The 23,857-nt window shown below is 67.3% G+C and carries 22 protein-coding genes and 2 riboswitches; of the genes, 11 read left to right on the top strand and 11 right to left on the bottom strand.

Annotation, left to right across the window (positions count from 1 at the left end; genetic code table 11):
* Positions 1–24 precede the first annotated feature (24 nt).
* Positions 25–1,071: a phosphoribosylformylglycinamidine cyclo-ligase gene (gene purM, locus VJ673_RS16085; RefSeq protein WP_324127156.1), complete on the top strand. Its 1,047-nt coding sequence runs from the start codon at positions 25–27 to the stop codon at positions 1,069–1,071.
* A gap of 119 nt (positions 1,072–1,190) precedes the next feature.
* On the top strand, positions 1,191–1,667 hold the full coding sequence (locus VJ673_RS16080; protein ID WP_324127155.1) for a hypothetical protein: 477 nt from the start codon (positions 1,191–1,193) through the stop codon (positions 1,665–1,667).
* Positions 1,668–1,694: 27 nt separating this feature from the next.
* Here VJ673_RS16080 and miaA read toward each other — a convergent pair whose 3' ends face one another.
* The 4 genes from miaA to VJ673_RS16060 all read right to left on the bottom strand — a co-directional run bounded on the left by miaA (position 1,695) and on the right by VJ673_RS16060 (position 7,244).
* Positions 1,695–2,639: a tRNA (adenosine(37)-N6)-dimethylallyltransferase MiaA gene (gene miaA / locus VJ673_RS16075; RefSeq protein ID WP_324127154.1), complete on the bottom strand. Its 945-nt coding sequence runs from the start codon at positions 2,637–2,639 to the stop codon at positions 1,695–1,697.
* Between the two features lie 111 nt (positions 2,640–2,750).
* Positions 2,751–3,407: a hypothetical protein gene (locus tag VJ673_RS16070; protein ID WP_324127153.1), complete on the bottom strand. Its 657-nt coding sequence runs from the start codon at positions 3,405–3,407 to the stop codon at positions 2,751–2,753.
* 73 nt (positions 3,408–3,480) lie between these two features.
* Positions 3,481–3,569, bottom strand: a riboswitch (cyclic di-GMP riboswitch).
* Positions 3,570–3,633: 64 nt separating this feature from the next.
* Positions 3,634–5,838, bottom strand: coding sequence for a S8 family peptidase (locus VJ673_RS16065; RefSeq protein ID WP_324127152.1), 2,205 nt, complete (start codon positions 5,836–5,838; stop codon positions 3,634–3,636).
* A gap of 44 nt (positions 5,839–5,882) precedes the next feature.
* Positions 5,883–5,970: riboswitch (cyclic di-GMP riboswitch) on the bottom strand.
* Between the two features lie 62 nt (positions 5,971–6,032).
* Positions 6,033–7,244 carry an MFS transporter gene (locus VJ673_RS16060; protein WP_324127151.1) on the bottom strand — a complete coding sequence of 404 codons (1,212 nt, stop codon included), beginning with the start codon at positions 7,242–7,244 and terminating at the stop codon, positions 6,033–6,035.
* Between the two features lie 159 nt (positions 7,245–7,403).
* Between VJ673_RS16060 and VJ673_RS16055 the strand changes: the two genes are divergently transcribed.
* The gene (locus tag VJ673_RS16055) at positions 7,404–8,564 is read left to right on the top strand and encodes an NnrS family protein (RefSeq protein ID WP_324127150.1); all 1,161 of its coding nucleotides are present in this window, start codon (positions 7,404–7,406) and stop codon (positions 8,562–8,564) included.
* Between the two features lie 5 nt (positions 8,565–8,569).
* Here the strand turns inward: VJ673_RS16055 and VJ673_RS16050 are convergent, their stop codons facing one another.
* A complete protein-coding gene (locus tag VJ673_RS16050) occupies positions 8,570–9,625 on the bottom strand; it encodes an RNA methyltransferase (protein ID WP_324127149.1) in 1,056 nt (351 codons plus the stop codon).
* A gap of 125 nt (positions 9,626–9,750) precedes the next feature.
* Between VJ673_RS16050 and VJ673_RS16045 the strand changes: the two genes are divergently transcribed.
* On the top strand, positions 9,751–9,972 hold the full coding sequence (locus VJ673_RS16045) for a hypothetical protein (RefSeq protein WP_324127148.1): 222 nt from the start codon (positions 9,751–9,753) through the stop codon (positions 9,970–9,972).
* A gap of 13 nt (positions 9,973–9,985) precedes the next feature.
* On the top strand, positions 9,986–10,363 hold the full coding sequence (locus VJ673_RS16040) for a DUF423 domain-containing protein (RefSeq protein WP_324127147.1): 378 nt from the start codon (positions 9,986–9,988) through the stop codon (positions 10,361–10,363).
* Between the two features lie 37 nt (positions 10,364–10,400).
* On the opposite strand, the gene VJ673_RS16035 is transcribed toward VJ673_RS16040, so the two are convergent.
* From VJ673_RS16035 to VJ673_RS16020, 4 genes are all read right to left on the bottom strand, one after another.
* Entirely contained in the window at positions 10,401–10,835 is a 435-nt protein-coding gene (locus tag VJ673_RS16035; RefSeq protein WP_324127145.1) for a hypothetical protein, read from the bottom strand.
* A gap of 59 nt (positions 10,836–10,894) precedes the next feature.
* Complete coding sequence (locus VJ673_RS16030) at positions 10,895–12,355, bottom strand: DegQ family serine endoprotease (protein ID WP_324127144.1); 1,461 nt, start codon at positions 12,353–12,355, stop codon at positions 10,895–10,897.
* A 99-nt stretch (positions 12,356–12,454) separates the two neighbouring features.
* A complete protein-coding gene (locus tag VJ673_RS16025) occupies positions 12,455–13,789 on the bottom strand; it encodes an ATP-binding protein (protein ID WP_324127143.1) in 1,335 nt (444 codons plus the stop codon).
* Positions 13,786–14,448, bottom strand: coding sequence for a response regulator (locus VJ673_RS16020; protein WP_324127142.1), 663 nt, complete (start codon positions 14,446–14,448; stop codon positions 13,786–13,788). Before VJ673_RS16020 ends, VJ673_RS16025 begins: the two co-directional genes overlap by 4 nt.
* 99 nt (positions 14,449–14,547) lie before the next feature.
* On the opposite strand from VJ673_RS16020, the gene VJ673_RS16015 reads away from it, so the two are divergent.
* The 5 genes from VJ673_RS16015 to VJ673_RS15995 all read left to right on the top strand — a co-directional run bounded on the left by VJ673_RS16015 (position 14,548) and on the right by VJ673_RS15995 (position 18,100).
* On the top strand, positions 14,548–15,111 hold the full coding sequence (locus VJ673_RS16015; protein WP_324127141.1) for an SRPBCC family protein: 564 nt from the start codon (positions 14,548–14,550) through the stop codon (positions 15,109–15,111).
* A gap of 119 nt (positions 15,112–15,230) precedes the next feature.
* Positions 15,231–15,434 (top strand): excinuclease ABC subunit A, encoded by a 204-nt coding sequence (locus VJ673_RS16010; RefSeq protein ID WP_324127140.1) that lies wholly within the window; start codon positions 15,231–15,233, stop codon positions 15,432–15,434.
* A 65-nt stretch (positions 15,435–15,499) separates the two neighbouring features.
* On the top strand, positions 15,500–16,015 hold the full coding sequence (locus VJ673_RS16005) for a DUF6491 family protein (protein ID WP_324127139.1): 516 nt from the start codon (positions 15,500–15,502) through the stop codon (positions 16,013–16,015).
* Entirely contained in the window at positions 16,012–16,704 is a 693-nt protein-coding gene (locus VJ673_RS16000) for a response regulator transcription factor (protein WP_324127138.1), read from the top strand. The genes VJ673_RS16005 and VJ673_RS16000 overlap by 4 nt, the downstream gene beginning before the upstream one ends.
* Positions 16,694–18,100: a sensor histidine kinase gene (locus VJ673_RS15995; RefSeq protein WP_324127137.1), complete on the top strand. Its 1,407-nt coding sequence runs from the start codon at positions 16,694–16,696 to the stop codon at positions 18,098–18,100. The genes VJ673_RS16000 and VJ673_RS15995 overlap by 11 nt, the downstream gene beginning before the upstream one ends.
* A 13-nt stretch (positions 18,101–18,113) precedes the next feature.
* On the opposite strand, the gene VJ673_RS15990 is transcribed toward VJ673_RS15995, so the two are convergent.
* The gene (locus tag VJ673_RS15990; RefSeq protein ID WP_324127136.1) at positions 18,114–19,976 is read right to left on the bottom strand and encodes a potassium transporter Kup; all 1,863 of its coding nucleotides are present in this window, start codon (positions 19,974–19,976) and stop codon (positions 18,114–18,116) included.
* 238 nt (positions 19,977–20,214) lie between these two features.
* A complete protein-coding gene (locus tag VJ673_RS15985) occupies positions 20,215–21,969 on the bottom strand; it encodes a calcium-binding protein (protein WP_324127135.1) in 1,755 nt (584 codons plus the stop codon).
* A gap of 546 nt (positions 21,970–22,515) precedes the next feature.
* Between VJ673_RS15985 and nosR the strand changes: the two genes are divergently transcribed.
* Positions 22,516–23,853 (top strand): response regulator c-di-GMP phosphodiesterase, NosR family, encoded by a 1,338-nt coding sequence (gene nosR / locus VJ673_RS15980; protein WP_324127134.1) that lies wholly within the window; start codon positions 22,516–22,518, stop codon positions 23,851–23,853.
* The last annotated feature ends 4 nt before the right edge of the window (positions 23,854–23,857 follow it).

Genomic DNA, 23,857 nt, shown 5'->3' with positions numbered 1-23,857 from the left:
ATTCCGCAAGCCTGAGGAACGATCTTGAGCTCCCCCAAATCTTCGCTTTCCTACCGTGATGCCGGTGTCGATATCGATGCCGGCGACGCCCTCGTCGACCGTATCAAGCCGCTCGCGAAACGCACCATGCGCCCGGAAGTGCTGGGCGGCATCGGCGGCTTCGGCGCGCTGTTCGAGCTGTCGAAGAAGTACCGCGAGCCGGTGCTGGTGTCCGGCACCGATGGCGTCGGCACCAAGCTGAAGCTGGCGTTCCAGTTGAACAAGCACGACACGGTCGGCCAGGATCTGGTCGCGATGAGCGTGAACGACATCCTCGTGCAGGGTGCCGAGCCGCTGTTCTTCCTCGATTACTTCGCCTGCGGCAAGCTCGATGTCGACACCGCGGCGGATGTCGTCGGCGGCATCGCCCGGGGTTGCGAGCTGTCGGGCTGCGCGCTGATCGGCGGCGAGACGGCCGAGATGCCGGGCATGTACCCGGACGGCGAGTACGACCTCGCGGGCTTCGCGGTCGGTGCGGTCGAGAAGTCGGAGATCATCGACGGTTCGAGGATCGTTCCCGGCGACGTGGTGCTGGGCCTTGCGTCGAGCGGCGCGCATTCGAACGGCTACTCGCTGATCCGCAAGATCATCGAACGCGCGAAGCCGGACCTGGATGCGGATTTCCATGGCCGTCCCTTCCGCGACGTCGTGCTCGAGCCGACGCGCCTGTACGTGAAGTCGATGCTGGGGCTGATGCGCGCGATTCCGGGCATCGTGAAGGGCATGGCGCACATTACCGGCGGCGGTCTGACGGAGAACGTGCCGCGCATCCTCGCCGAGAACCTGACTGCGAAGATCGACGCCGCGTCGTGGACGCTGCCGCCGCTCTTCCAGTGGCTGAAGCAGGAAGGCAACGTCGACGATCAGGAGATGTACCGCGTGTTCAACTGCGGCGTGGGCATGGTCGTGATCGTGTCGGCGGAGCAGGCGGATGTGGCGGTGTCGAATCTCGAAGCCGCGGGCGAGACGGTGTATCGCCTGGGCCGCATCGAGGCGCGCGCGGAAGGCGTTGCGCAGACGACGGTCGGCTGATCGCCTGAGTGAAAGGCTACGGGCAGCCTCAGGCTGGGCACCGTCCTGGTGCTTCGGCCGGCCCGAAGTTCTATACTGGCCGTGGCGCATCATGGTGCGGGTGAGGGCGGGAGAAGATCATGGAAATCTCGAACAGTCTGACTTCGGCGGATCTCTCGCAACTACAGCGGACCCAGCCGCCGCAACGTCCGGAGCGCCCTCCGCAGGGGCGCGCACCCGAGGCCGAGCAGGCGGATCTGAGTGTCACGATCAGCGCTCAGGCCCGCGCGGCGCAGCAGCTTGAGGCCGGTGGTGCGGCAGGTGCCGCTGCAGCCACGGAAACGGCGCCTCCCGTCGATGCGCCCCGGCGTAGCGAGCGTGCCGACGAAGTGCGGGCTGGCGCGAACGGCAACACGCCGCCGCTGCCTCCCGGGCTTGCGGTTCGTGCCGAACGCGCGTCCGATGCATCACCCGCAGACCCCGCCGCTCCGAGAACGCCGTCGCGCCAGCCCGACGAGGCGACGACTGCCGGCAATCAGGCCGTGCAGCTCTATCTTGCCAACGCGGCTCAGCCGGAGAATCGGCCCCGCACGGCGCCGATTCGCGCTTCGGCCTGAACTTCGGGATAAGCGGGCCCGGAGGACTCAGCCTTCCAGCCAGGCCTGCGCTGTTTGGCCCACTGCCGCGGCGAGGTCGGGCTGCAGGCAATCGATCTCCTGCAAGTCCTGCCAGGTGTCACGGAACTGCCGCTGCCAGGTGAGCTGGCGTTTCGCGAGCTGGCGCGTCGCGGCGATCCCTTTGAATTTCATCGTGTCGTAGTCGTCGCGTCCGTCGAGGTAGTCCCACACCTGACGATAGCCGACGCAGCGCATCGACGGCATGGCCGGGTCCAGGGCGTAACGGGCGCGCAAGCCCTGGACTTCGGCGATCAGGCCGGCTTCGAGCATCTGGGCGAAGCGGTCTTCAATGCGCCGATGCAGGACCGCGCGGTCCGAGGGCACCAGTGCGATCGTGAGCAGGCGGAAGGGGACGTTGTCGTCTTCGCGTTGCGCATAACTCTCGGCGACCGGACGGCCGGTGAGGCGGACGATTTCGAGCGCGCGCTGGATGCGATGGCCGTCGTTGGGCTTGAGGCGCGCAGCGGCGTCGGGGTCGAGCCGCGCGAGCTCGGCATGTAGCGCCGGCCAGCCGCGCTCGGCGGCTTCGGCGTCAATCTGTTGGCGCAACTCGGCGTCGGCCGACGGGAGATTCGACAGGCCGTCGCGCAGGGCTTTGAAGTAGAGCATCGTGCCGCCGGCGAGGACCGGGATGCGTCCGCGTCCCGTGATGTCGTGCATCAGGGCCAGCGCATCGGCGCGGAAACGTGCGGCGGAATAGTTCTCCTCGGGCGAGACGACGTCGATCAGGTGGTGCGGACACTGCGCGCGTTCGTCGGCGCTCGGCTTCGCGGTGCCGATGTCCATGTCACGATAGACGAGGGCGGAGTCGACGCTGATGATTTCGATCGGCAGGGTCTGGGCGAGCGCGAGCGACGAGGCGGTCTTGCCGCTTGCGGTGGGGCCGAGGAGGAGAATTGCCGGGGGATGCATCGGGACGCCGAGTGGCCGGAAGTGGCCGCCATGATAGCGACGGCCGCGGTTTCCCGCTCGCAGGAGCGCGAATAAATTCCGTTCAGCGCGCCTATTGCACCGGAGGCATTCTCAGAAGCGGAGGCGCAGGATGGCGGCGGCGCGCGAGTCGGTTTCGGTGGGAAGGTGGGGCGAACGGTGGTTGAGGTCCAGCACCCAGGTGATGCTGGAAGTGCGCGAGAGCGGGATGCCGTAGTCGAGGCCGAAGCGCAGCGAGACGGTGTCAGCGACCACCGGCGTCAGGCCGTCGGAGAGCGCGCCGGTACTGGCGGCGCCGGGAATGGGGCGGGAAATCGTGATCGCCAGACGATCGTTTTCCACGAGCGCGTTGTGGCCGATCACGCCGAATGTGAAGGATCCGTTGCGAACGACGTCGATAGTCGGGGTCACGCCGCTCACCATCACGGTCTGGGCGAGGGGAACCGAGTACTGGGCGCCGACGATCCAGTTTTCACTGGCCTGGCGACTTACCCATGCGCCCACGCTGCGCGGCCGCCCGCTGTCAAAGCTGATCGGCGTCCCGGAAACGGCGGCGGGACCGGACCAGTTTTTGGGGACACGGGCCCATTCCAGTCCGACTGAGGTGTCGTGCGTGATCGCGAGGTTGAAGTGGCCGGCCGAAGCCGCCTGCGCGGGTAGGGGGAATGCCTGCGGGAGAAAGGATTGTGCCGTTACGGGCGCGGAGAGGGCTCCCGTAACGAGGAGCGCGATCAACTTCGGACTGTGCATTCCTGACCTCTTGGTGTTGCATCAAACGCCAAGAGTGCCTTGCACGAGAATACGCGAGCAGATCGACTCACCAATCGGCAGCCCCGCTGGTCTGTCCTCGCAGGAGGATTTAACCCGGTGGCTTTGCGGCCCCGTCTTTCGACGGGTGTGCCCTTGACGGAGCTATTTTTGCATGAATGTACGGATTTGTGTCAATCGTTTCGGGGCTGATTTTGTGCGCTAAGTATCAGAAATTACGGCGGAAAATCACGGCGATGCCCGCGTCCTGACGACCGGCCACGTGGTCGGCGTTGTGACGCAGGTCGAAAGTGAAGCTGAGGCTCGATGTACGCGGAAGGGGTATGCCGTAATCGATTCCGAGACGCAGTTCGCGATGCGTCGCGGCGAGCGGGATGCGACGCGATTGGAATATCGTGTCGCCGTCGGCGTTGACATCCACGGGTACGTTCAGACGTCCATTGCCCGCGTTGATGCGCATCGGGCTCGAAAACGTCAGCGTGAGCCGGTCGTCGTCGACGAGGGCGCCGCGGCCGATCAGCGCGAATGCGAAGGCATTGGCGCGTACGCCTTCGAAGGCGCGTATCAGGCCCTTGCCTTGGCCCTCAGAGCGCGCGACCGAATACTGCCCGGCGACGGTCACGCTGTCGGTGAGACGATGGCTCGCCCACGCACCGACGCTGCGGGTGCGGGCGCCGTCGAGGCCCATGGAGTCGCCCGAGCTTGCGCCGAGGAAGGAGTTCGACTCGCTGACCTGGGTCCATTGCAGGCCGGCCGAGGTGCTGTCGGTGAGCGCGTATTCCAGCTCGCCGATCGCGGCCTGGCCGCCGGCCCGGTTCGTCGAGGTGGGCGCGGCCGTGTCCGGTGTGGCCGGCGGATCGCCCGAGGCGAGCACGCCGCTGCGAACGCGCAGCTTTCCGAATTCCGTCCCGAAGGCCAGCTGCGCCGAAGGACGGGCGAGGCCGAGCCAGGGGTTGTCCAGGCGCGGCGCCGCCGACGCGAGGCCGAAGTAGCTGCCGGCGAGTGTGCCGGAGGCGAACGCGAGCTCGCTGCCGTTGGCGAGCCGAAGGACCAAGCTGCTGGCGACGACACGGGGGGCGGCGGCGGGCGTCCGGGGCAGCGTCGGGGTCGCATCCGATACGGCAAGCAGGCGCGAGCCGTCAGGGAGTTGTTGCTCGGTCACCTGCAGCGGGCGTCCGGTCGCAGCGAGCACATCGGCGATGCTCTCGCGCGGAGGGGGGCGGATGCCGGTGCCGAGGTCGGCCGCGAAGTCGCGGTTGAAGGCGTCAACGGCGATGCCCTGGAAGAGGCCGGCCCGGGTGGCCGCATGCAGCCCGCTCCAGGTTGCGACGGAGGCGGTGACGGCGGCGCTGGCGGTGACGAATCGTTTCGTCGAGCCTTTTCGCGCGCTCTTGCTCACCGGGATAGCCAGGGCGCCAGCAGGCTGCATCGCGCGTTGCACGTTCAGGAGGCCTCTGCCGTACACCGGATCGATCCCCGGCTCGCCCAAGTCCGTCGCGGTTTCCAGCAGGATGGCCGCGACCTGTCTTGCCTTGAGCTGGGGCCACGCCCCTTCGAGCAGTGCAGCGGCGCCCGACGCGATTGCGGTGGATATCGAGGTGCCGCTCGCGAAGATATAGCTGCCGTCGGTCCCCGACGAAACGACATCGACGCCGGGTGCGACGAGGAACCAGTTGGCCGTATCGCCGGCGCGGTTCGAAAAGCTCGCGATCCGATTGTCGCCATCGACGGCGCCGACGGCGACGATCTGGCCCTTGGCCCAGCCTTCCTTCGCGTAACGGGCCGGCCACAGCGGCGAATCGCCGCCGGAGTTCCCCGCCGCGGCGACGACCAGCTTGTCGGCCTTCACGGCTTTGCGCAATGCGCTTTCGACGCCGCCGCCCAGCGGACCCTCCGCGCCGAGGCTGAGATTGATGATGGAGGCGCCGCGCGTCGAACTCGCGCGCTTGAGGCCCGCCGCGAGGGAGCCGACGGTTGCCGACCCATCGGCCGAAAAGATCTTGATCGGCAGGATCTTCGCGTCGGGGGCGATACCGTAGCTGAAGCCGGTGCCGCTCGAGCCGGCGATGATGGCGGCCACCAGCGTGCCGTGTCCGTCGTCGTCGGCGAGTGCGACGTTGCGTCGGCGCGTGGCGTCGTACATGCGCGAGCTCGCGAGCTGACTCGCGAGTTCCGGAAGGTTGGCCTGGATGCCGGTGTCGAGCAGCGCGACCGTCGAGCCGAGGCCCGTGAGGCCCGCCGCATTGGCGAGGTCGGCGCCGATCTGCGCGTGAGCGGAACCGTAGCGGATTTCCCCTTCGGAAGGCGGGGCCATCTGCAGTCCGATGCCCTCGGCGAGCGCTTGAGGGGGGCAGATAACGACGAACAGGAGCGCAAGCTGCGGCGGTCCAAGGTGCGTGGCATAGGGCTTCACGGTCGTATCCCCCGTCGAGTCGACCCGAAGCGGCGGGTCGCCGTATCGGCAACCCCGCTGGCCTGTCTTCTTGGAGGATTTAGCCCGGTGGTTTTGCGACCCCGTCTTTCGACGGGTGTGCCCTTGCAGCGCTCTCTTTTTCTAGCACGCGAGGGTGCGTGCCGCTATGCCCATGTTGTTTCGGGGAATGAGCGTCAGCCCGTCGAGCGGCGGCGCTGCAGCACGATCGCCAATGCCACGGCGGCGAGCAGCGCACCGGCGAAGAAGGTCCATGCGGCACCGGCGCGCTCCCACAGCAGGCCCGCGACAGCGCTGGCGAAGAGCATCGCGATGCCGCTGACGAGATTGAAGAAACCGAAGGCCGTGCCGCGCAGCGGCGCCGGCGCGGTGTGGGCGACCATCGTCGCGAGCAGACCCTGGGTCATGCCCATGTGCAGTCCCCACAGCACGATGCCGGTGCCGAGGCCAAGCCATCCGGCGCCTGTTGCGAGGGCGAGGTCGGCGAGGATCAGGATCGCCAGCCCGGCTGCGAGGAGGTGCGCGTGATTCAGGCGGTCGGCGAGCTTGCCGAAGGGGTAGGCGGCGAGCGAATAGACGACGTTCATGGCGATGAGGACGAGCGGTGCATAGGCGACGGCGAGGCCGGCGTCGAGCGCCCGCAGTACGAGGAAGGCTTCGGAGAAGCGCGCGAGCGCAAAGAGGGCGCCGACCGTGACGACCCACCAGTAGGCGCGAGGAAGGCGGCGCAGGCTGTCGCGGCGAAGCGGATTCGTGGCCGGGCCGGCGGGCGCGTGTGCCGGCTCCTTGACGCCGAACAGCAGCAGCGCGACGGACAGGAAGCCGGGGATGATGGCGACCCAGAATACCGCGCGGAAGTCGTTCTGCCACGCCAGCATCAAGCCCATCGCAAGCAGCGGTCCGCAAAAGGCGCCGACCGTGTCGAGGGCTTGGCGCAGACCGAAGGCAGCGCCGCGGGCCTCGGGTGGGGCGATGTCTGCGACGAGCGCGTCGCGCGGTGCGCCACGGATCCCTTTGCCGACGCGGTCGATGAGGCGGGCGGCGAGCACCATCCCCGGGCCGGCCGCAAGCGCAAAGAGCGGCTTCGACAGTGCGCCGAGCCCGTAGCCCAGCATCGCGAGCGGTTTGCGCTTGCCCCAGTAGTCGGACAGCGCCCCGGAGAAGATCTTGACGATCAGGGCCGTCGCTTCGGCGGCGCCTTCGATCAGGCCGACGATGAAGGGGCCGGCGCCGAGCGAAGTCACGAGGAACACGGGCAGCAGGCTGTGGATCAGCTCCGACGAGACGTCCATCAGCAGGCTGACGAAACCGAGCATCCAGATGGCGGCGGGGAGCCGCGCGGGCGTGGTGGTATGCGACGCGCCGGGCGAGGAGGGGGGGACTGTCATCGAAGCGGGGGCGAGGGCTCGCGAGCAATGAACCGGCCCCCATTCTGGCATGGCGGCATTGGAGGCAGACGAAATATCCTGGATCAAGGATCGCCGCGGATTAGGCGTATAGCATCGTTGGCAATCTTGTCATGATCGCGTTCGTTGCACTCCTTTGCCATGAATCTGTTTCTCCATCCGCTGTGGCTCGTCGGCTTCCGTCCCTTCTTCAGCCTGGCCTTCCTGTCCGGCCTGAGCCTGCCCGTGTTGTGGGCGCTGATGTTCGCGGGCGTGCTGGCGCCGCCCGCTGCGAGCTTTTCTCCGACGCAATGGCATGCGCACGAGATGTTCTTCGGCTTCGGCTGGGCAGTGATGGGCGGCTTCCTGCTGACGGCGACGAAGAACTGGGTGCAGATCCGCGGCTACCACGGCCCGATCCTGATGGCGCTCGTGGCGGCCTGGCTCTTCGAGCGCATCGGCATGGCTTGCGGCGGCGCCTGGCCGCCGACGCTGTTCTGGTTTTCCAACACTGTCTTTCTCGGCTCGATCGTCGCGTTGCTCTTGTGGACGCTGCTGCGCTACCGCAAGCAGGACAGCTTTCGCGACAACTATTTCTTCCTGATCGTCTTGCCGGCCTTCGTCGCCGCGAAGGTGCTGATGCTCGACCCCGCGCATTTCCATACCGGCGTGACGGTGGCGCTGGGCCTGTTCCGCGTCGCCTTTCTCGTGATGCTCGAACGCACGCTGACGCAGTTCATGAAGGGCGCCTTTCAGGTCGAGCTTCTGCGCCATCCGCTGTTCGACAACACGATCAAGCTGCTCGCGCTGTCACTGGTGTTCATGGACGCGATGCCGAAGGCGATGGCGGGCGCGGTGCTGGTGACGCTGGCCTTCCTGCTCGCGGCGCGGATCGTGCTGTGGAAGCCCCATCTTGCGATGCGCCGGATCGAGCTCGCGATCATGTATCTCGGGCAGGTCGCGATGGTTGCCCAGTTGCTGACCGAGTTCGTGGCGCTGCATCGTGCGCCGGCGTGGATCGGGAGTGTGTCGGTGCATCTCTTCACGTTCGGCGTGATCGGGCTGATCGTGCCGGCGATGCTGGTTCGCATCTCGAAAGGGCACACCGGGCGGAAGGTGGCGTTCGACGCGGCCGATCGCCTCGTGCTGTGGATCATGATTGCCGCGTTCGTCGTGCGGATCGTGTTGCCGCAACTCGCGCCCGCGGCCTACACGGCGTGGATCGGGCTCTCGGCGGCGGGCTGGTTCGCGTGCTTCGGGATCCTGGGCTGGCGCTACATTCCCTTCCTGCTGCAGCCGCGCGTGGATGGGAAGGTGCACTGAGGATGTCAGCGCACGGGGTCGGCGGGAGCTTGTGGGGTGCGTCGGCTGCGCGGCGGGTCGACGTGGATGGCGCGGGCGCGCAATTGGCCGCAGCCGCCATCGACGTCCTGGCCTGCCGACTGGCGCAGCTTGGTGAGGATGCCGCGGCCTTGCAGCCGGGCGGCGATCGCGTCCGCATGTTCCCGTGCCGGTCGGCGGAATTCACTGCCCTCGACCGTGTTGAACGGGATCATGTTCATGATCGCGTACTTGCCCGCGAGCAGGCGCACGATGCCTTCGATCTCGTCGTCGCTGTCGTTGACGCCTTCGAGCAGCGTCCATTGGTACTGGATCGGGTAGCCCGTCGCGCGCGCATACGCTTCACCCAGTTCGACGAGTTCCGCCGGTTCGATGCGCGGGGCGCGCGGCAGCAGTTGCTCCCTGAGCTGCGGACGGGTCGTGTGCAGCGACAACGCCAGCGCGGGCCGCACGCGGCCGAGGGGCAGGCGTTCGAATACGCGACGGTCGCCGACGGTCGAGAACACGAGGTTCTTATGACCGATGCCGCCTTCGGTGCCGAGCAGATCGATCGCCTCGAGGACGTTGTCGATGTTGTGCGCGGGTTCCCCCATGCCCATGAAGACGACCTTCTTGACCGGGCGCCGGGCACGGGCGAGGACGACCTGGGCGACGATCTCGGCGCTGCCGACCTGGCGCAGCAGGCCGTCGCGGCCCGTCATGCAGAATGTGCAGCCCACGGCACAGCCGACCTGCGAGGACACGCAGACGCCGTCGCGGAGCAGCAGCACGCTCTCGATCGCCTGGCCATCGGCCAAGTCGACGAGAAGCCGTGCCGAGCCGTCGTCGCCCGGATGCTCGGAACGCACGCGCGCGAGCCCCGCCAGCTCGTCAGCGAGGGCAGGCAGCGCGTCGCGCAGCAGGGCCGGGAAGAAGTCTCCCGCAAGGCCGCGGCGCGTGGTGTCGAGCGGGAGCGCGTGGGTCCAGGAGCGCAGCAGCTGTTGCTCGTGGCAGGGCTTGGCGCCGAGGGCGCGCAGGCGCTGGCGGAGGTGTTCGATACGCATGGGAAGGCGGATGTTAACATCGCTCGGGCGCTACCGGTAGCGGGAAGCTCAGGGCGAATTCGGTCGCGTGCGTCCGCAGGGGCGTGCTGCCATAATCGCTTCACCAACCCTTTCTGGAGACTCGGATGAGTGCCTGGAGTTGCCCTCACGATCTGGATGGCGTCTGTCAGCGCGTGAATGGCGCACGCTGTGACCCGGGCATGCGCGGCTGCGTGCTCGAAGGCAAGGTGCGTTTCGCGCGTGATGAGATGAACCGCGAACGCAAGCCCGTAAAGGCGTCGCCGCCCCCGCCCTCGGAAGAAAAGCCCAAGGAGCCGCCACGGCCGGTCCGGCGTCTGCCGTTCTGATGAGGCCGCTGCGATGATGGCCGGTGCGCCGGCCAGGGGGCGTTTGCCACTGCTGGCGGGCTGCGTTCTCGCGGCGGTCGGCATCGCGCTGGGCGCCTTCGGCGCTCACGGGCTGCGTAATCTGCTCGGGCCGGCCGAACTCGGTTGGTGGCAGACCGCGGTTCAGTATCAGATGTGGAACGCGGTCGGGCTTGTCGGCGTGAACGGGGCGGGGCTGTCCCGCAACGGGCTGCCGACGACGCTGCTCGTCGCGGGCACTCTCGTATTCGCCGGGACCCTCTACCTCATGGCACTGACCGGCTTGCGCTGGCTCGGCATGATCACGCCGATTGGCGGCGTGTTGATGATCGCGGGGTGGTTGCTGGTCGCCTGGCGGGTCTGGCGCGGGTGAGAGCCGGGCAAAGCGCCGACCCCCACCCGCGGCATGTTCAGGCCGATTCGGAGAACTGCAGGTAGGGCCGGGTGTCGGGGCCGATGCGGACGCGATGCATCTCGGTCAGGCCGTTCGCCTTGAGCAGCACCGTGTAGGCGCCGTGCGCGAACGGCCCGATCGTGCTCGCGCCGTCGAGCGCGACCTGCGTGATCGGACGGCCGGTCGTGTCGAGCACGCGTACGCGGGCGAGTGGCCCTGCCAAGACGGAGGTGCGCGCGGCGGGCAGGGCGAAGGAGTGCAGGTAGATGCTGCGGTCGAGGCCTTCGCTGCGGGCACCCGTTCGGCTCGCCTCATCGAACTGGCGCGCGGGCGGCTGCGCGTCATCGTCATCCGCATTCGCCGGTCCAAGATTGCCGAGCGCGAAGCTCGCGGCCGCGAGGTGCAGGAAGTGTCGCAGCACGCGTTGTGAGCTTCGGTAGTTATTCTTCATGCGTCTCTCCGTGGTGGGGGTGGGGCACGCGCCGGCCGCCTGGACGGCCGGCGGTCGAGTTAGCCGAGGTCGATTGGCACGAAGATGCGCGCGTCCTCGCGCTGAATCAGCAGCGCGATGTGCTTGCCGGCGCCGGACAATTGCTTGCGGAGCTCTTCCGCGCCGGTCACCGGGCGGCCATTCACCGACAGGATCACATCGCCGCGCTGGATGCCGGCACGGGCGGCCGGGCCGCTGGTATCGAGTACCAGCAATCCGCCCTTGGCGTCGGCCTGGCGCTGCTCCTCGGGCGACAGCGGGCGCACCGCGACGCCCAGGCGACCGCGGTCGGCCGAGCCTTCGTCATCGCTCGCGACTTTCGCCGCCTTCTGTTCGCCGACGGTGACCGTGACGTTCTCGGTCTTGCCCTTGTGCCAGACTTCGAGCTTCACGCTCTTGCCGGGCGCGACAGCGGCGACCTTGGGCGGCAGTTCGGCCGAGGAAGCGACCGCTTGCCCATCGATCTTGAGGATCACATCGCCCGCTTCCAGGCCGGCCTTCGCAGCCGGGCTGTCGGCTTCGACGCTGCTGATCAGCGCGCCGCGTGCGGAATCCAGTCCGAAGGACTCGGCGAGCGCCTGATTCACGTCCTGGATCGCGACGCCCATCCGCCCGCGCGTGACCTTGCCGTGCGTGAGCAGCTGATCCTTGACGTGCGCGGCGACGTCGATCGGGATCGCGAACGACAGGCCCTGGTAGCCGCCCGACTGGCTATAAATTTGCGAGTTGATGCCCACCACTTCGCCGTTGAGGTTCAGCAGCGGTCCGCCCGAGTTGCCAGGGTTGATCGCGACGTCGGTCTGGATGAAGGGCACATAGCCTTCGTCGGGCAGCGAGCGCGACTTCGCCGACACGATGCCGGCCGTCACGCTGTTCTCGAAGCCGAAGGGCGAGCCGATTGCCAGCACCCAGTCACCGACCTGCGCGCTCGCGGGATCGCCCAGTGGCACGGTCGGAAGGTCGTGCGCATCGATGCGCAGCACAGCGATGTCGGTCGGCTTGTCGATGCCGATCACCTTGGCGCTGAATTCGCGCTTGTCGGTGAGCTTGACGGTGACGTGGTTGGCGTCGGCGACGACGTGAGCGTTGGTCAGCACGATGCCGTCGGGGCTGATGATGAAGCCCGAGCCCAGGCCGTGCGTGATCTGCTCGCCCTGCGGCACCTGCAGTTGCGGGCCGAAGCGGCGGAAGAAATCGTAGAAAGGATCCTCCGGGTCGAGCCGGCCGAGCGGCGACTGACCGCGTGCCGAAGTCTTCGTGGTGCCTTCGACGCTGATGTTCACGACCGCGGGACCGTAGCGTTCGACGATGCTGCGGAAGTTCGGCAGCGTGACGCCTGCGGTGGTCGACGCGGGCGCCGTGAGGGCAGGCAGCATGCCGGCATGGGCCGGCGCCATCGAGCGGGCGGCCTCGTAGCCGCCGAAGGACAATGCCGCCAGCGCGGCGGCGGTTGCCGTGAGCTTGATTGCGAGAGTCTTCATTTGGGGCTCCTGTGACGGTAACGGGCGGAGGTATCCGCGACGTTGCCAATCTAACGGGGCCCGGCTTAACGGAAACTTAAGGATCGGTAAAATTTCCCGCTACGCACTTTCCCGCGTCGCCGGTGGGAAGGCCACCGATACGCGCAGCCCCCCGAGCGGCGATTCGTCGAGCACGAGCCGTGCGCCGTGGCGCTCGGCGATGCTCCGTACGATCGCGAGGCCCAGTCCGCTGCCGGGTTGCACCTGACCTGCGGGGCGATAGAAGCGGTCGAGCACGCGTTCGCGCTCGTCCTCGGGAATCCCCGGCCCGCTGTCGCTCACGCTGAGCCAGCACGTTGAGGCATCGGTGCCGGCGCCTGCCTTGACTGCGACATCGACGCGGCTGCCCTCGGGCGAATAGCGGATCGCGTTGTCGAGCAGGTTGCCGACCAGCGTGCGCAGCGCCGCCGCATCACCGATCACGGAGAGCGTCTCGTCGAGCGTTTCCGCGCCGAGATCGATGTGACGCGCGTCGCCCAGCGCGGCATGATCGGCGAGACTTTGGCGCGCGACGTCGGCGAGCCGCAGGGACGTCGGCGGCAAGGCGGCAGCGCCCGGCTCATGGCGGGCGAGGGTCAGCAGTTGCTGCACCATGTGGGTCGCGCGCTGCAGGCCCGCGCGCAGCTCGGCCATCGCGGCTTGACGCGTCGCTTCGTCGCTTGCGCGTTCGCACAGCTGGAGCTGGATCTGCAAGGCCGCAAGCGGCGTGCGCAGTTCGTGCGCGGCGTCGGCGACGAAAGCCCGCTGGGCGCTCAACGCCTGATCGAGCCGGCGCAAGAGTCGATTCAGTGCGGTGACGAGCGGTCGGGCTTCTTCGGGCACGTCCTGTGGCGGCAGCGCTTCGAGCGAGTCCGGCCGTCGGGCGGCGACTTCGCGCGTGAGCCGTTCGAGCGGGCGGAGGCCACGTCCGACGAGATACCAGATCAGGATGCCGAGCAGCGGGATCAGCGCCAGCGAAGGCACGAGCGTCCGGAGGGCCGCGCCGGCCGCGATGCGACTGCGCGCCGCCATCGGCTGGGCGACCTGGATCACGTGGTTGAGCAAGGGAATCGAGAACACGCGCCAGTCGCCTTCCGTCGTCTTGACCGTGTTGTAGCCGAACTTCGCCAGCGAGGGCAGCACGCTGTGCGGATGCGAGAGGTAAAGCTGGACGCCGGTTTCGTCCCAGATCTGGATGACGAAGTCGAAGGACGGCTCGGGCGGCGCGAGCCGTGGCCTGTCGGGGCCGCCGAATTGCTGGTCGCGCAGCGACAGCGCGAACTGCCGCAGTTGGTAGTCCATCAGCTCGTCCACCTCGTTGCGAGCGGTGCTGTAGGTGGCGATGCCGCCGAGGGCGAGCACCAGCACCACCGCGCCGAGCAGCGACAGCAGGAGCGTGCGCCGCAGCGACCTCATGCCGGCTCCGCCACGTAGTAGCCCACGCCCCGCATGTTGCGGATCCACTCGGCGCCGAGCTTGCGCCGCAGGGCGTGGATGTGCACCTCCACGGCGTTGCTTTCGACCTCTTCTTCCCAACCGTAGATGCGCTCCTCGAGCTGGCTGCGCGACAAGGGTCTGCCGGGCTGTTCCAGCAGTGCGCACAGCAATGCGAACTCCCGGGTCGAGAGGCGCACCGAGGCGCCGTCCAGCGTGACGGCATGGGTCGCCGGATCGACCTGCAGGGCCCCCAGCGTGATCAGCGGCTTCGCCTGGCCGCGCTGGCGGCGGAGTAGCGCACGCACGCGCGCGCTGAGTTCGTCGAGATCGAAGGGCTTTACGAGATAGTCGTCGGCTCCGGCGTCGAGCCCGCGCACGCGGTCCGCGACGGCGTCGCGCGCGGTCAGGATGATGACGGGGAGAGTCTTGCCTGCTGCGCGTATATGCTGTAGGAATTCGATACCATCACGGCGTGGGAGGCCGAGATCGAGCAGCAGCAGGTCGTAGGGGTTGTCCTGCACGGCCAGCTCCGCGGCGACGCCGTCACGCACCCAGTCGACGGCGTAGCCGTCCTGGCGCAGCGCCTGCTGCACGCCGGCACCGATCATGGGATCGTCTTCGATCAGCAGGAGTCTCATCGTGGGCGTAAGGTCGGAAGCGCATGCGGCCGGGGCAGTGCCCGGATTCTAATCCACGTGGCACCGGCGGATCCGTCATAAAGAAGAACGAGTGGGATCATGGTGGATAGTTTCAGGAGCGGGCTGTTTGCGCTGTGGCTGTTGCTCGCGCCGGCGGGTGTGCGCAGCGACGAGGCCGTGCCGGCGATTGAAGACCGGCAGGTCCACGTCGAACGCTCGCGCCACGGCTTCAGTGTCGATTTGCAGATGCACGCCCCGGTCAGCCCGTCCTTGGCGTGGGCTGTGCTGACCGATTTCGACCACATGGCGGCTTTTGTCCCCAATCTCAAGTCCAGCCGCATCGTCGAGCACGGCGAAAATACGCTCAAGGTGAACCAGAGCGGGACGGCGCGCTACGGCATCGTCACGATCGATTTCGAATCGGTGCGTGACATCCGGCTGATCCCCGAGCGCGAGATCCGTTCACACGGCGTCGGCGGAAACTTCAAGCACATGGAGAGCACCATGCACCTCGAACCGGAAGCCGACGGCACGCGCCTGCAGTATCACGCCGACGTCGAGCCCGAATTTTGGTTGCCGCCGCTGATCGGCCCGGCGGCCGTGCGCCACGAAACCGCCGAGCAGTTCTCGGCGATCCTGCAGGAAATGGTGCGGCGCCGTTGATTCGGATTGCGGCAAGATTTAATTTTCTTAATGTTCCGGCAGGATTCTCCTTAATGCGGCCGGGCTCAGACTGCTTTCCACGACGACGCCATCGTCGATATTCACTTAGGAGAGTTGCAATGAACGCCAAGCTTCTGAAGACCCTGGTCGCCGCCACCGCCGCTGCCGTCGCCCTGTCCGCCAGCGCTGTCGCCTCGGCTGCCGATGCCACCGACACGACCGCTGCCGCTCCGGCCAAGCATGCCAAGAAGACCGTGAAGCACACCAAGAAGAAGGCCCCGGCCAAGAAGGTTGCCCCGAAGGCTGCTCCGGCCGCTCAGTAATCGGTCCGCAACACCCGGACGGCGACCGCCAACCGCAACCCTGACGTGGACCACGGGAACCCCACATGGCCCCGTTCTTCCAATCGTCGCGGTGGCGAGCTGCGGTCGCGGTCCGGATGCGCCTTTGCGCGCTGACAGCCTGCTTGTCGGTTGCAGCGGCCGCTGCGGCCGGCGCGCAAGCGTCGGGAGGAAATCCTCCTGCTCCCGTCTCCGCCGCCGCGGTACCCTTCGCGGCCCCAAATGCCACTCCGATGCGCTCGGTCCGGGTGTTCCGGATCTACGGCTGGCGATCCCTGGAACCGCGTACCGCGATCCTCTGGCTCGGTGTCGACGAGCCCTACATCCTGAAAGTGCGCGGCGATTGCCGTGAGCAGGATCAGTCGATTCCCACTGCGCTCGCTCTGCGCGACTCGCACCTCGTGCCCGGCCGCGACCGCCTGCAGTTTGCCTCCGGCGCCTGCGTGATCGATAGCCTTGTGCGGGCCGACCGGAATAAACTGCGAGCGAATTCCATTACCCCCGACGCGGCGAACGCGATCCGCCTCATCCAGGAAGCCCCGCCGCAACGCAAGCCCCGATGAAGATACTCCTCGTCGAAGACGATCCGCAGCAGGCCCGCTACATCAGCAAGGGATTGCAGGAGGGCGGCCACACGGTCGACGTCGCCGGCGACGGACGCGAAGGGCTGTTTCTCGCCACCACCGAAACCTACGACGCGCTGGTGCTCGACCGCATGCTGCCGCGCGTCGATGGCCTGACCGTGCTGCGCACGTTGCGCGCCTCCGACATCACGACGCCGGTCGTGATTCTCAGCGCGCTCGGCGAGGTCGACGACCGCGTCGCGGGACTGCGCGCGGGCGGCGACGATTACCTCGTCAAACCGTTTTCCCTGATCGAACTCCTCGCTCGGCTCGAAGCCCTGCAGCGGCGCGGTTCGCCCGCTGCGCGGGAGACCGCCGAGCGCACGCGGCTCGCCGTCGCCGATCTCGAAATGGACCTCCTGCGCCGCAGCGTGTCCCGTGGCGGGCGGCGTATCGAGCTGAAGCCGAAGGAGTTCCAGCTGCTCGAATTCCTGTTGCGCCATTCGGACCAGGTCGTCACGCGGGCGATGCTGCTCGAAGCGGTGTGGAATTACCATTTCGACCCGCAGACGAACGTGATCGACGTGCATATCTCCAACCTGCGCGCAAAGATCGACCTGCCCGGGCTGCCGCCGCTGATCCACACGGTACGCGGCGCTGGCTACCGGCTCGGCGCGGATGTCGCATAAGCCGCTCGGCGCTCGTCTTCGCGCCTGGCTCAACAGCCCCTTCCACCGTTTCGCCGTGGTCCTGCCGGCGGCGATCGCACTGATCGTCGGGGCGCTGTTCTACCCCCTGTTCCGTGAAGCCGAAGGGCTGATCCGCGATGAGGTGCGCGCGGCGATCGCGCTCGAGATCAGCGGCCTCGAAGAGCATTACCACGAACGCGGGCTGCCCGGCCTGCGCGAAGTGCTGCAGCGACGCATCGACGCCGCGGCCGATCAGGACGCTGTCTACCTGCTCACCGACCGCGACGGCAAGTCCGTGATCGGCAACCTGCCGGAGTGGCCGGCGGGCGCGCGCGTAGCGGACGAGAGCTGGTTCCATGTGCGCGAGGCCGACGGCAGCATTCTGGAAGGGCAGGTGTTCCTGTTGTACGGCGGAGACCGTCTGCTCGTCGGCCGGCATTCGCCGCTCGAATCCTTCCAGCAGCGCATGGCGTGGCGCATGTGGGGCTCGGCCGTGCTCATCATCCTCGTCGCCGGCGTCATCGGGTGGTTCTTCATGCAACACCTGCATCGCCGCCTCGAACGGCTCGCGGTCGAAGCGGGCCGGATCCAGGAGGGGCATTTGTCGCAGCGCCTGAGCCTGAGCCGGCGCGACGACGAACTCGATGTGCTCGCCCGGCGCTTCAACACTGCCTTCGACGAGATCGAGCGCCTGGTCGATGCTGCCAAACACGTCTCGTCGGCGATCGCGCACGACATGCGGCGTCCGCTGATCGCGCTGCGTCAGGCCGTGGACCAGGCGAGCGAGGGAGCCGACACCGACCCGAAATTCCGCGCGCGTCTGAAGCGGCTCGGCGCCCACACCGACGACCTGCTGCGAACCTTCGCCGCGCTGCTGAGCCTCGCGCGGATCGAGGCCGGCGCGCACGGGCCGAAGATGCAGGAGGTGGATCTCTGCGCGGTCGTGCATGACGCGATCGATCTGTACGAGCCGGTGGCCGACGCCCAAGGGCGCGAACTCGTCGGCCGTTGTGCGCCGGCGACGGTGCGCGGCGACCCGGACCTCCTGTTCCAGGTGCTGCAGAACCTGATCGAGAACGCGCTCAAGTACGGCGCGGGGACGATCGAGGTCAGCGTCGGCACGGTCGCGGCGCGCCAAGTCGTGCTGCGCGTGCGCGACCATGGCGAGGGCGTCGAGACGTCGGACCTGCCGCGGCTTTTCGAGCGTTTCTACCGCGTCGACGCGAGCCGCAGCGCACCGGATGGTGCCGGCGTCGGGCTCGCGCTCGTGAAGGGGATCGCCGAAGCCCATGGCGGCAGCGCGTCGGCGCAGCACGCATGGCCGGGCCTGGCGGTGGAGGTCGTGCTGCCCGCGGCTGGCGAGGCAGTGGCCGGGCGTTCGACCGAAGCCGCCTGAGCGGCGCGGGTGTTCAGATCACGAGTTGCGTGCCGAGTTCGACGACGCGGTTGCTCGGGATCTTGAAGAAGTCCGTGGCGCTCGTCGCGTTCTTCGACATCGTCGCGAAGAGGCGCGAGCGCCAGCCGACCATGCCGTGGCTCGAAGTCGGCACGATGGTTTCGCGCGACACGTAGAACGAGGTCTCCATCATGTCGAAGGACTCGCCGAAGCGCTTGCACTGCGCGAGCGCATTCGGGATGTCCGGGTCTTCCATGAAGCCGTAGCGCACGACCAGGCGGAAGAAACCCTTGCCCATCGGGTGCAGGTAGAGGCGGTCCATGTCGTTCACGGTCGGCGAATCGGTGGTCTGCACGGTCACCAGCACCACGCGCTCATGCAGGATCTGGTTGTGCTTGAGGTTGTGCAGCAGCGCGGAGGGCACGCCTTCCTTCGTGCTCGTCATGAACACCGCGGTGCCGGACACACGCTGCACGTCCTTGCCGATCGACTCCAGAAAGGCGTCCATCGGGATGCTGAGCTTGGAGATCGCCTCGCTCAGCAGACGCCGCCCCTGGCGCCAGGTCGTCAGCACCGTGAAGGACACGAGCCCGGCCGCGATCGGGAACCAGCCGCCCTCGGGAATCTTGATCGCATTCGCCGAGAAGAAGGCGAGGTCGATCACGAACATGCCGCCGGCGACGAGCGCGACAAGCAGCACGTTCCAGCGCCACAGCAGCCGCATCACGAAGGCGATCAGCACGGTGTCGATCATCATCGTGCCGGTCACCGCGATGCCGTAGGCCGCGGCGAGGTTGGACGAATTCTTGAAGCCCAGCACCAGCGCCATCACCGCAAAATAAAGCGTCCAGTTCGTGAAGGGCACGTAGATCTGGCCTTCGGACGCGCCCGAGGTATGCACGATCAGCATGCGCGGCAGGAGGCCCATCTGGATCGCCTGGCGGGCGACCGAGAAGGCGCCCGAGATCACCGCCTGCGACGCGATCACGGTCGCCAGCGTCGCAAGCACCACCAGCGGGACCAGCGCCCAGTCGGGGGCGAGGTGGTAGAAGGGGCTTTGGATCGCTTCCGGGTCGTTGAGCAGCAGCGCGCCCTGGCCGAAGTAGTTGAGGACCAGCGCGGGCAGGACGAAGCCGAACCATGCGTAGCGGATCGGGCGGCGGCCGAAGTGACCCATGTCTGTGTAGAGGGCCTCGCCACCGGTCACCGCGAGAACGACCGAGCCCAGTGCGAGGAAGGCGAGCCAGGGATGGGTAGCGACGAAATGGACTGCATAGAGTGGGTTGATCGCGAGCAGCACGCCCGGGTTTTCGGCGATTTCGAGGATCCCGAAGGTGCCGAGCACGGCGAACCAGACGATCATGATCGGGCCGAAATACATGCCGACGGCGCCCGTGCCGCGCTTCTGGACGAAGAACAGCGCGGTGAGCACGACGCCGGTCAGCGGCAGCACGTAGCTTTCCAGCGCCGGCGTGATCAGTTCCAGGCCTTCGACTGCGGAGAGCACCGAGATCGCCGGCGTGATCATGCTGTCGCCGTAGAAGAGGGCCGCAGCGAAGATTCCGAGCAGGGTCACGACGCGCGCCATGCCGGCGTTTTTCGCGCGCTCGGTGATCAGCGCCAGCAGCGCGAGCGAACCGCCTTCGCCGCGGTTGTCGGCGCGCATGATCACGGCCACGTACTTGATCGACACCAGCATCATGATCGACCAAAACACGAGCGACAGCACGCCGAGGATGTTCTCGGGCGTCACCGGAATGGGGTGATGGCCGCTGAAGATTTCCTTCAGGGCGTACAGGGGGCTCGTTCCGATGTCACCGAAAACGACGCCGATGGCGCTGACGACGAGCGCCGGTAGGGCTTGACGGGCGTGCATGAGGCACCTAACGGGGTGAGGCTGATTTGTTCTTCGGGAGGCCTTCGCGCCGCGAAATTTCGGCTAGCGCGAAGGTTACTCGAAGTCGGCGCCATTGCAGAGTGCTTGTTGTGCGGTGCGCAACGGGTGCTCGCCAATCCGTCGCGTCGCAGCCACGCCCGGTCGATAAAGCAAGACGCCCCCGCAGCCGTGCTGGCTGCGGGGGCGTCGCGTGGAGGAGAGAGCGGGTGAGGAGGGCTTAGACGATCGTGAAGTCCGAGCCGCTCACCGTCGTCACGCCCGTCAGCGTGGCGATCTGCACCGCCGCGCCCGCGCCGCTGCCGTCGTGGTCGTAGAAAAGCGCGCCGGTCGTGCTGTCGAAGACGAGGAAGTCGTTGGCGTCGACCGCCGCCGTGCCGATGGCGACGTTGGCGCTGAGATCCGCGCTGCCCGCGAGCGCCGTGAATACGTCCGCATCGAGGGCGAGCACGTCGCTGCCGTGGGTGAAGTCCTTGACGGTGTCCACGCCGCCGACGGCGAGGTTGTCGAAGACGAAGGTGTCATTGCCCGCGCCGCCCGTGAGCGTGTCGGCACCGGCGCCGCCGATCAGCACATCGTTGCCCGCGCCGCCGTCCAGGGCGTTGTTGCCGTCGTTGCCGGTGAGGATGTTGTCCGCGCCGTTGCCGGTCGCGTCGACGTTCGCGATGCCGGTGAGTTCGATGTTCTCGACGTTGGCGAGCTTCGCGAGGCTGAACGAGGCGGAGGATACGACTGTGTCGTTGCCTTCGCCCGCCGTCTCGATGATCTTGTCCTTCGCGCTCGACACGAAGTAGGTGTCGTCGCCCGAGCCGCCGGCCATCTTGTCGTCGCCGTCGCCGCCGTCGATGCGGTCGTTGCCGTCGCCGGCCTTGATGTTGTCCTTGCCCGCGCCGCCGTCGATGAGGTCGTCGCCGCCGCCGGACATGATCGTGTCGTTGCCGTCGCCGCCGCTGATGTTGTCGGCGTCGTTGCCGCCGAGGACCTTGTCGTTGCCGGAGCCAGCGAGGACGATGTTCAGGCCGTCTCCGGTGCTGATATTGTCGTTGCCGCTGCCGCCGTCGATGTCGTCGTCACCTGCGCCGCCGGAGAGCTTGTCGTTGCCGTCGCCGCCGTCGAGGACGTCGTTGCCCAGGCCGCCGTCGAGTTGGTCGTTGCCGCGGCCGGCTTCGAGGAGGTCGTTGCCGTCGCCGCCATCGAGCTTGTCGTTGCCGTCGTCGCCGACGAGGTGGTCGTCGCCGGCGAGCCCGCTGAGCTTGTCATTGCCGCCGTCGCCGAGCAGTTCGTTGGCGTTCGTGTCGCCGACGATCACGTCGCTGCCGTGCGTGCCGCTGACGTCCTCGATGCCGACGAGGGTGTCATTGCCTTCGCCCTTGGCCGTACCGGCCGAGAGATCGACGACGATCTTCTTCGCCGACTCGAAGGACACGCTGTCGTGGCCGCCGCGCCCGCCGTCCAGGTGATCGTCGCCCAGTCCGCCGGTGAGGTCGTCGTCGCCGTCGCCGCCCGAGAGGTGGTCGTTGCCGCGGCCGCCGGACATGTGGTCATCACCGCCGCCGCCGAGCATGTCGTCATCGCCCTGGTCGCCGTGCATGTTGTCGTCGCCGTCGTCACCGATCTCCAGATTGTCGTTGTTCGCCTCGCCGAGATGGTCGACGAAGTCCTGGAAGGTGTCGGGATTGCTCAGCAGGCCGTTGGCCTGCGAGACGTCGAGCGAAATGCCGCCGACCAGCAGCAGCGACGCACCCGTGCCGCTGAGGAAATCGAAGCTGGAGACGCTGCCGCCGGTGACATTGCCGCCGGAGAGCGTGAAGTTGCCGCTGACGTGCAACGTGCTCGCGTGCGGCATGTCGTCGCCCGAATAGGTGAGCGCGTAGGTCAGGTCGGTCGCGGATGCGGAAACGAGTTGGGCGGCACTGATGTCGCCCACCAGATCTTCGACCTGGTCGTGGTTCAGACTGGTGGTGATGCTTGCCATGTTGCGGCTCCCGTTGAGTGATTGTTGATCTTTTTGACCGGCGTCCGCGTTGCAGGGCGGATGTCCGATCGCCGGCTGACCTGGCGTGCCCCATCCGTGCGGCGAGCGTCGCGCGCGTCTCAGTGTGGTCGGCTTTGTGGGTCATTTTCCCACATGTAAATTTTACTCCCCGAAAACCGGTAGGGGAATTCCCTCGGTGTAAGCGTCGGTTACATTTGCACTACGGCCGGTGGAGGTGGCAGCGGACGTCGATCGCGCCGGCGGCCAACGAAGGCAACCGGGATTTTTTGCGCCCGCGAACGCTCCAAATGGCTACGCCAAGCGCGCAGCCGCTTTCCCTACGACGGTTGATGAATCGCGACAGCAGCCCGTCCGGCGGTATCACCGTGACTTGTCAAAGGAGTAATATCTGCGTCGGATGTCATGTCGCGGGCCACTCCCCGAGGGCCGCAGCCGGCTCGGGTGCAGGCCGGGACAGCTTCAGCGGTGGCGTAGGCCGCCGAAGGCCTCCGCTGTTACGGTGACGACACAGCCGCACGAGGAATCATGAACGAAACGGCCCATCCGCCCGCCACGCTGCTCCTGGTCGATGACGAGGCCGGAATCCTTTCCGCGCTGCGGCGCCTGCTTCGACCGACGGGCTATACGATCCACCTCGCCGACAGCGGCCGCGCCGGCCTGGAGGTGCTCGAACGCGAGAAGATCGACCTCGTCATCTCCGACATGCGCATGCCGGAAATGGACGGTGCGCAGTTCCTCGAACAGGTGCGCGAGCGCTGGCCTGGCGTCACCCGCTTGCTGCTGACGGGCTATGCGGACATCACGTCGACGATCGCCGCGATCAACCGCGGCCAGATCTACCGCTACATCGCCAAGCCCTGGGACGACGACGAACTGCTGCAGATCATCGGCGACGCCCTGGAGCACCGCCGGCTGCGGGAGGAGAACGCGCGGCTGCTCGCGCTGACGCAGCAGCAGAACGAGGCCCTGCGCGAGCTCAACACGAACCTCGAGCAGAAGGTCCGCGAACGCACGGCCGAACTCGAGCAGGTCAACAGTTTCCTGAATCTCGCCAACGACAAGCTCAAACAGAACTTCCTCGTGTCGATCAAGATGTTCTCGGGCTTGATCGAATTGCGCGGCGGGGCGATCGCCGGCCATTCCCGACGCGTCGCGGATCTCGCGCGCAAGCTCGCAATCCATTTCGAGCTCGACACCAAGGGGCAGCAGGATATCTTCCTGGCGGCGCTGCTGCACGACGTCGGCAAGATCGGGTTCCCCGACGCGATGCTGGCCCGCCCCGTGGTGAAGATGACCGGTGACGAGCTCGGGCTGTACCGCAAGCATCCGGTCGTCGGCGAGTCCGCGCTGATGCCGCTCGACGAATTGAAGGAGGCCGCGCGCCTCGTGCGCTCGCACCATGAACGCTTCGACGGGCAGGGCTTTCCGGATGGGCTGGTCGGGCTGGGGATTCCGCTGGGCGCGCGCATCCTCGCCGTCGCGAGCGATTACGACGGATTGCAGAACGGCACGCTGGCCGGCAAGCGCATGAGCCCGGATGAAGCGAAGGCGATGATCGCGCAGTCGCGCGGCAAGCGTTACGACCCGCAGGTCGTCGATGCCTTTCTGGAGCTGCTCGGGCGGCCGAAGCCGGAGACCGGGCGCGACGTCGAAGTGCGCGCCCCCGACCTGCAGCCCGGGATGGTCCTCGCGCGCGATCTGGTCGGTCGCGACGGCGTGCTGCTGCTGGCGGCCGACTACATCCTCGATGCCAGCCTCGTGAAGCAGATCCAGGACTACGCGCGGCGCGAAGGGGTGTCCCTGAGCCTGCACATCCGCAACGACAAACGCATGAGTTCCGGCGCCAGCCCGGGCTCTTCCTGATAGA

Origin of the sequence: Aromatoleum sp. (assembly GCF_035254505.1) — a bacterium.
Taxonomy (GTDB): domain Bacteria; phylum Pseudomonadota; class Gammaproteobacteria; order Burkholderiales; family Rhodocyclaceae; genus Aromatoleum.
This window is presented reverse-complemented; position numbering and strand designations above follow the sequence as displayed.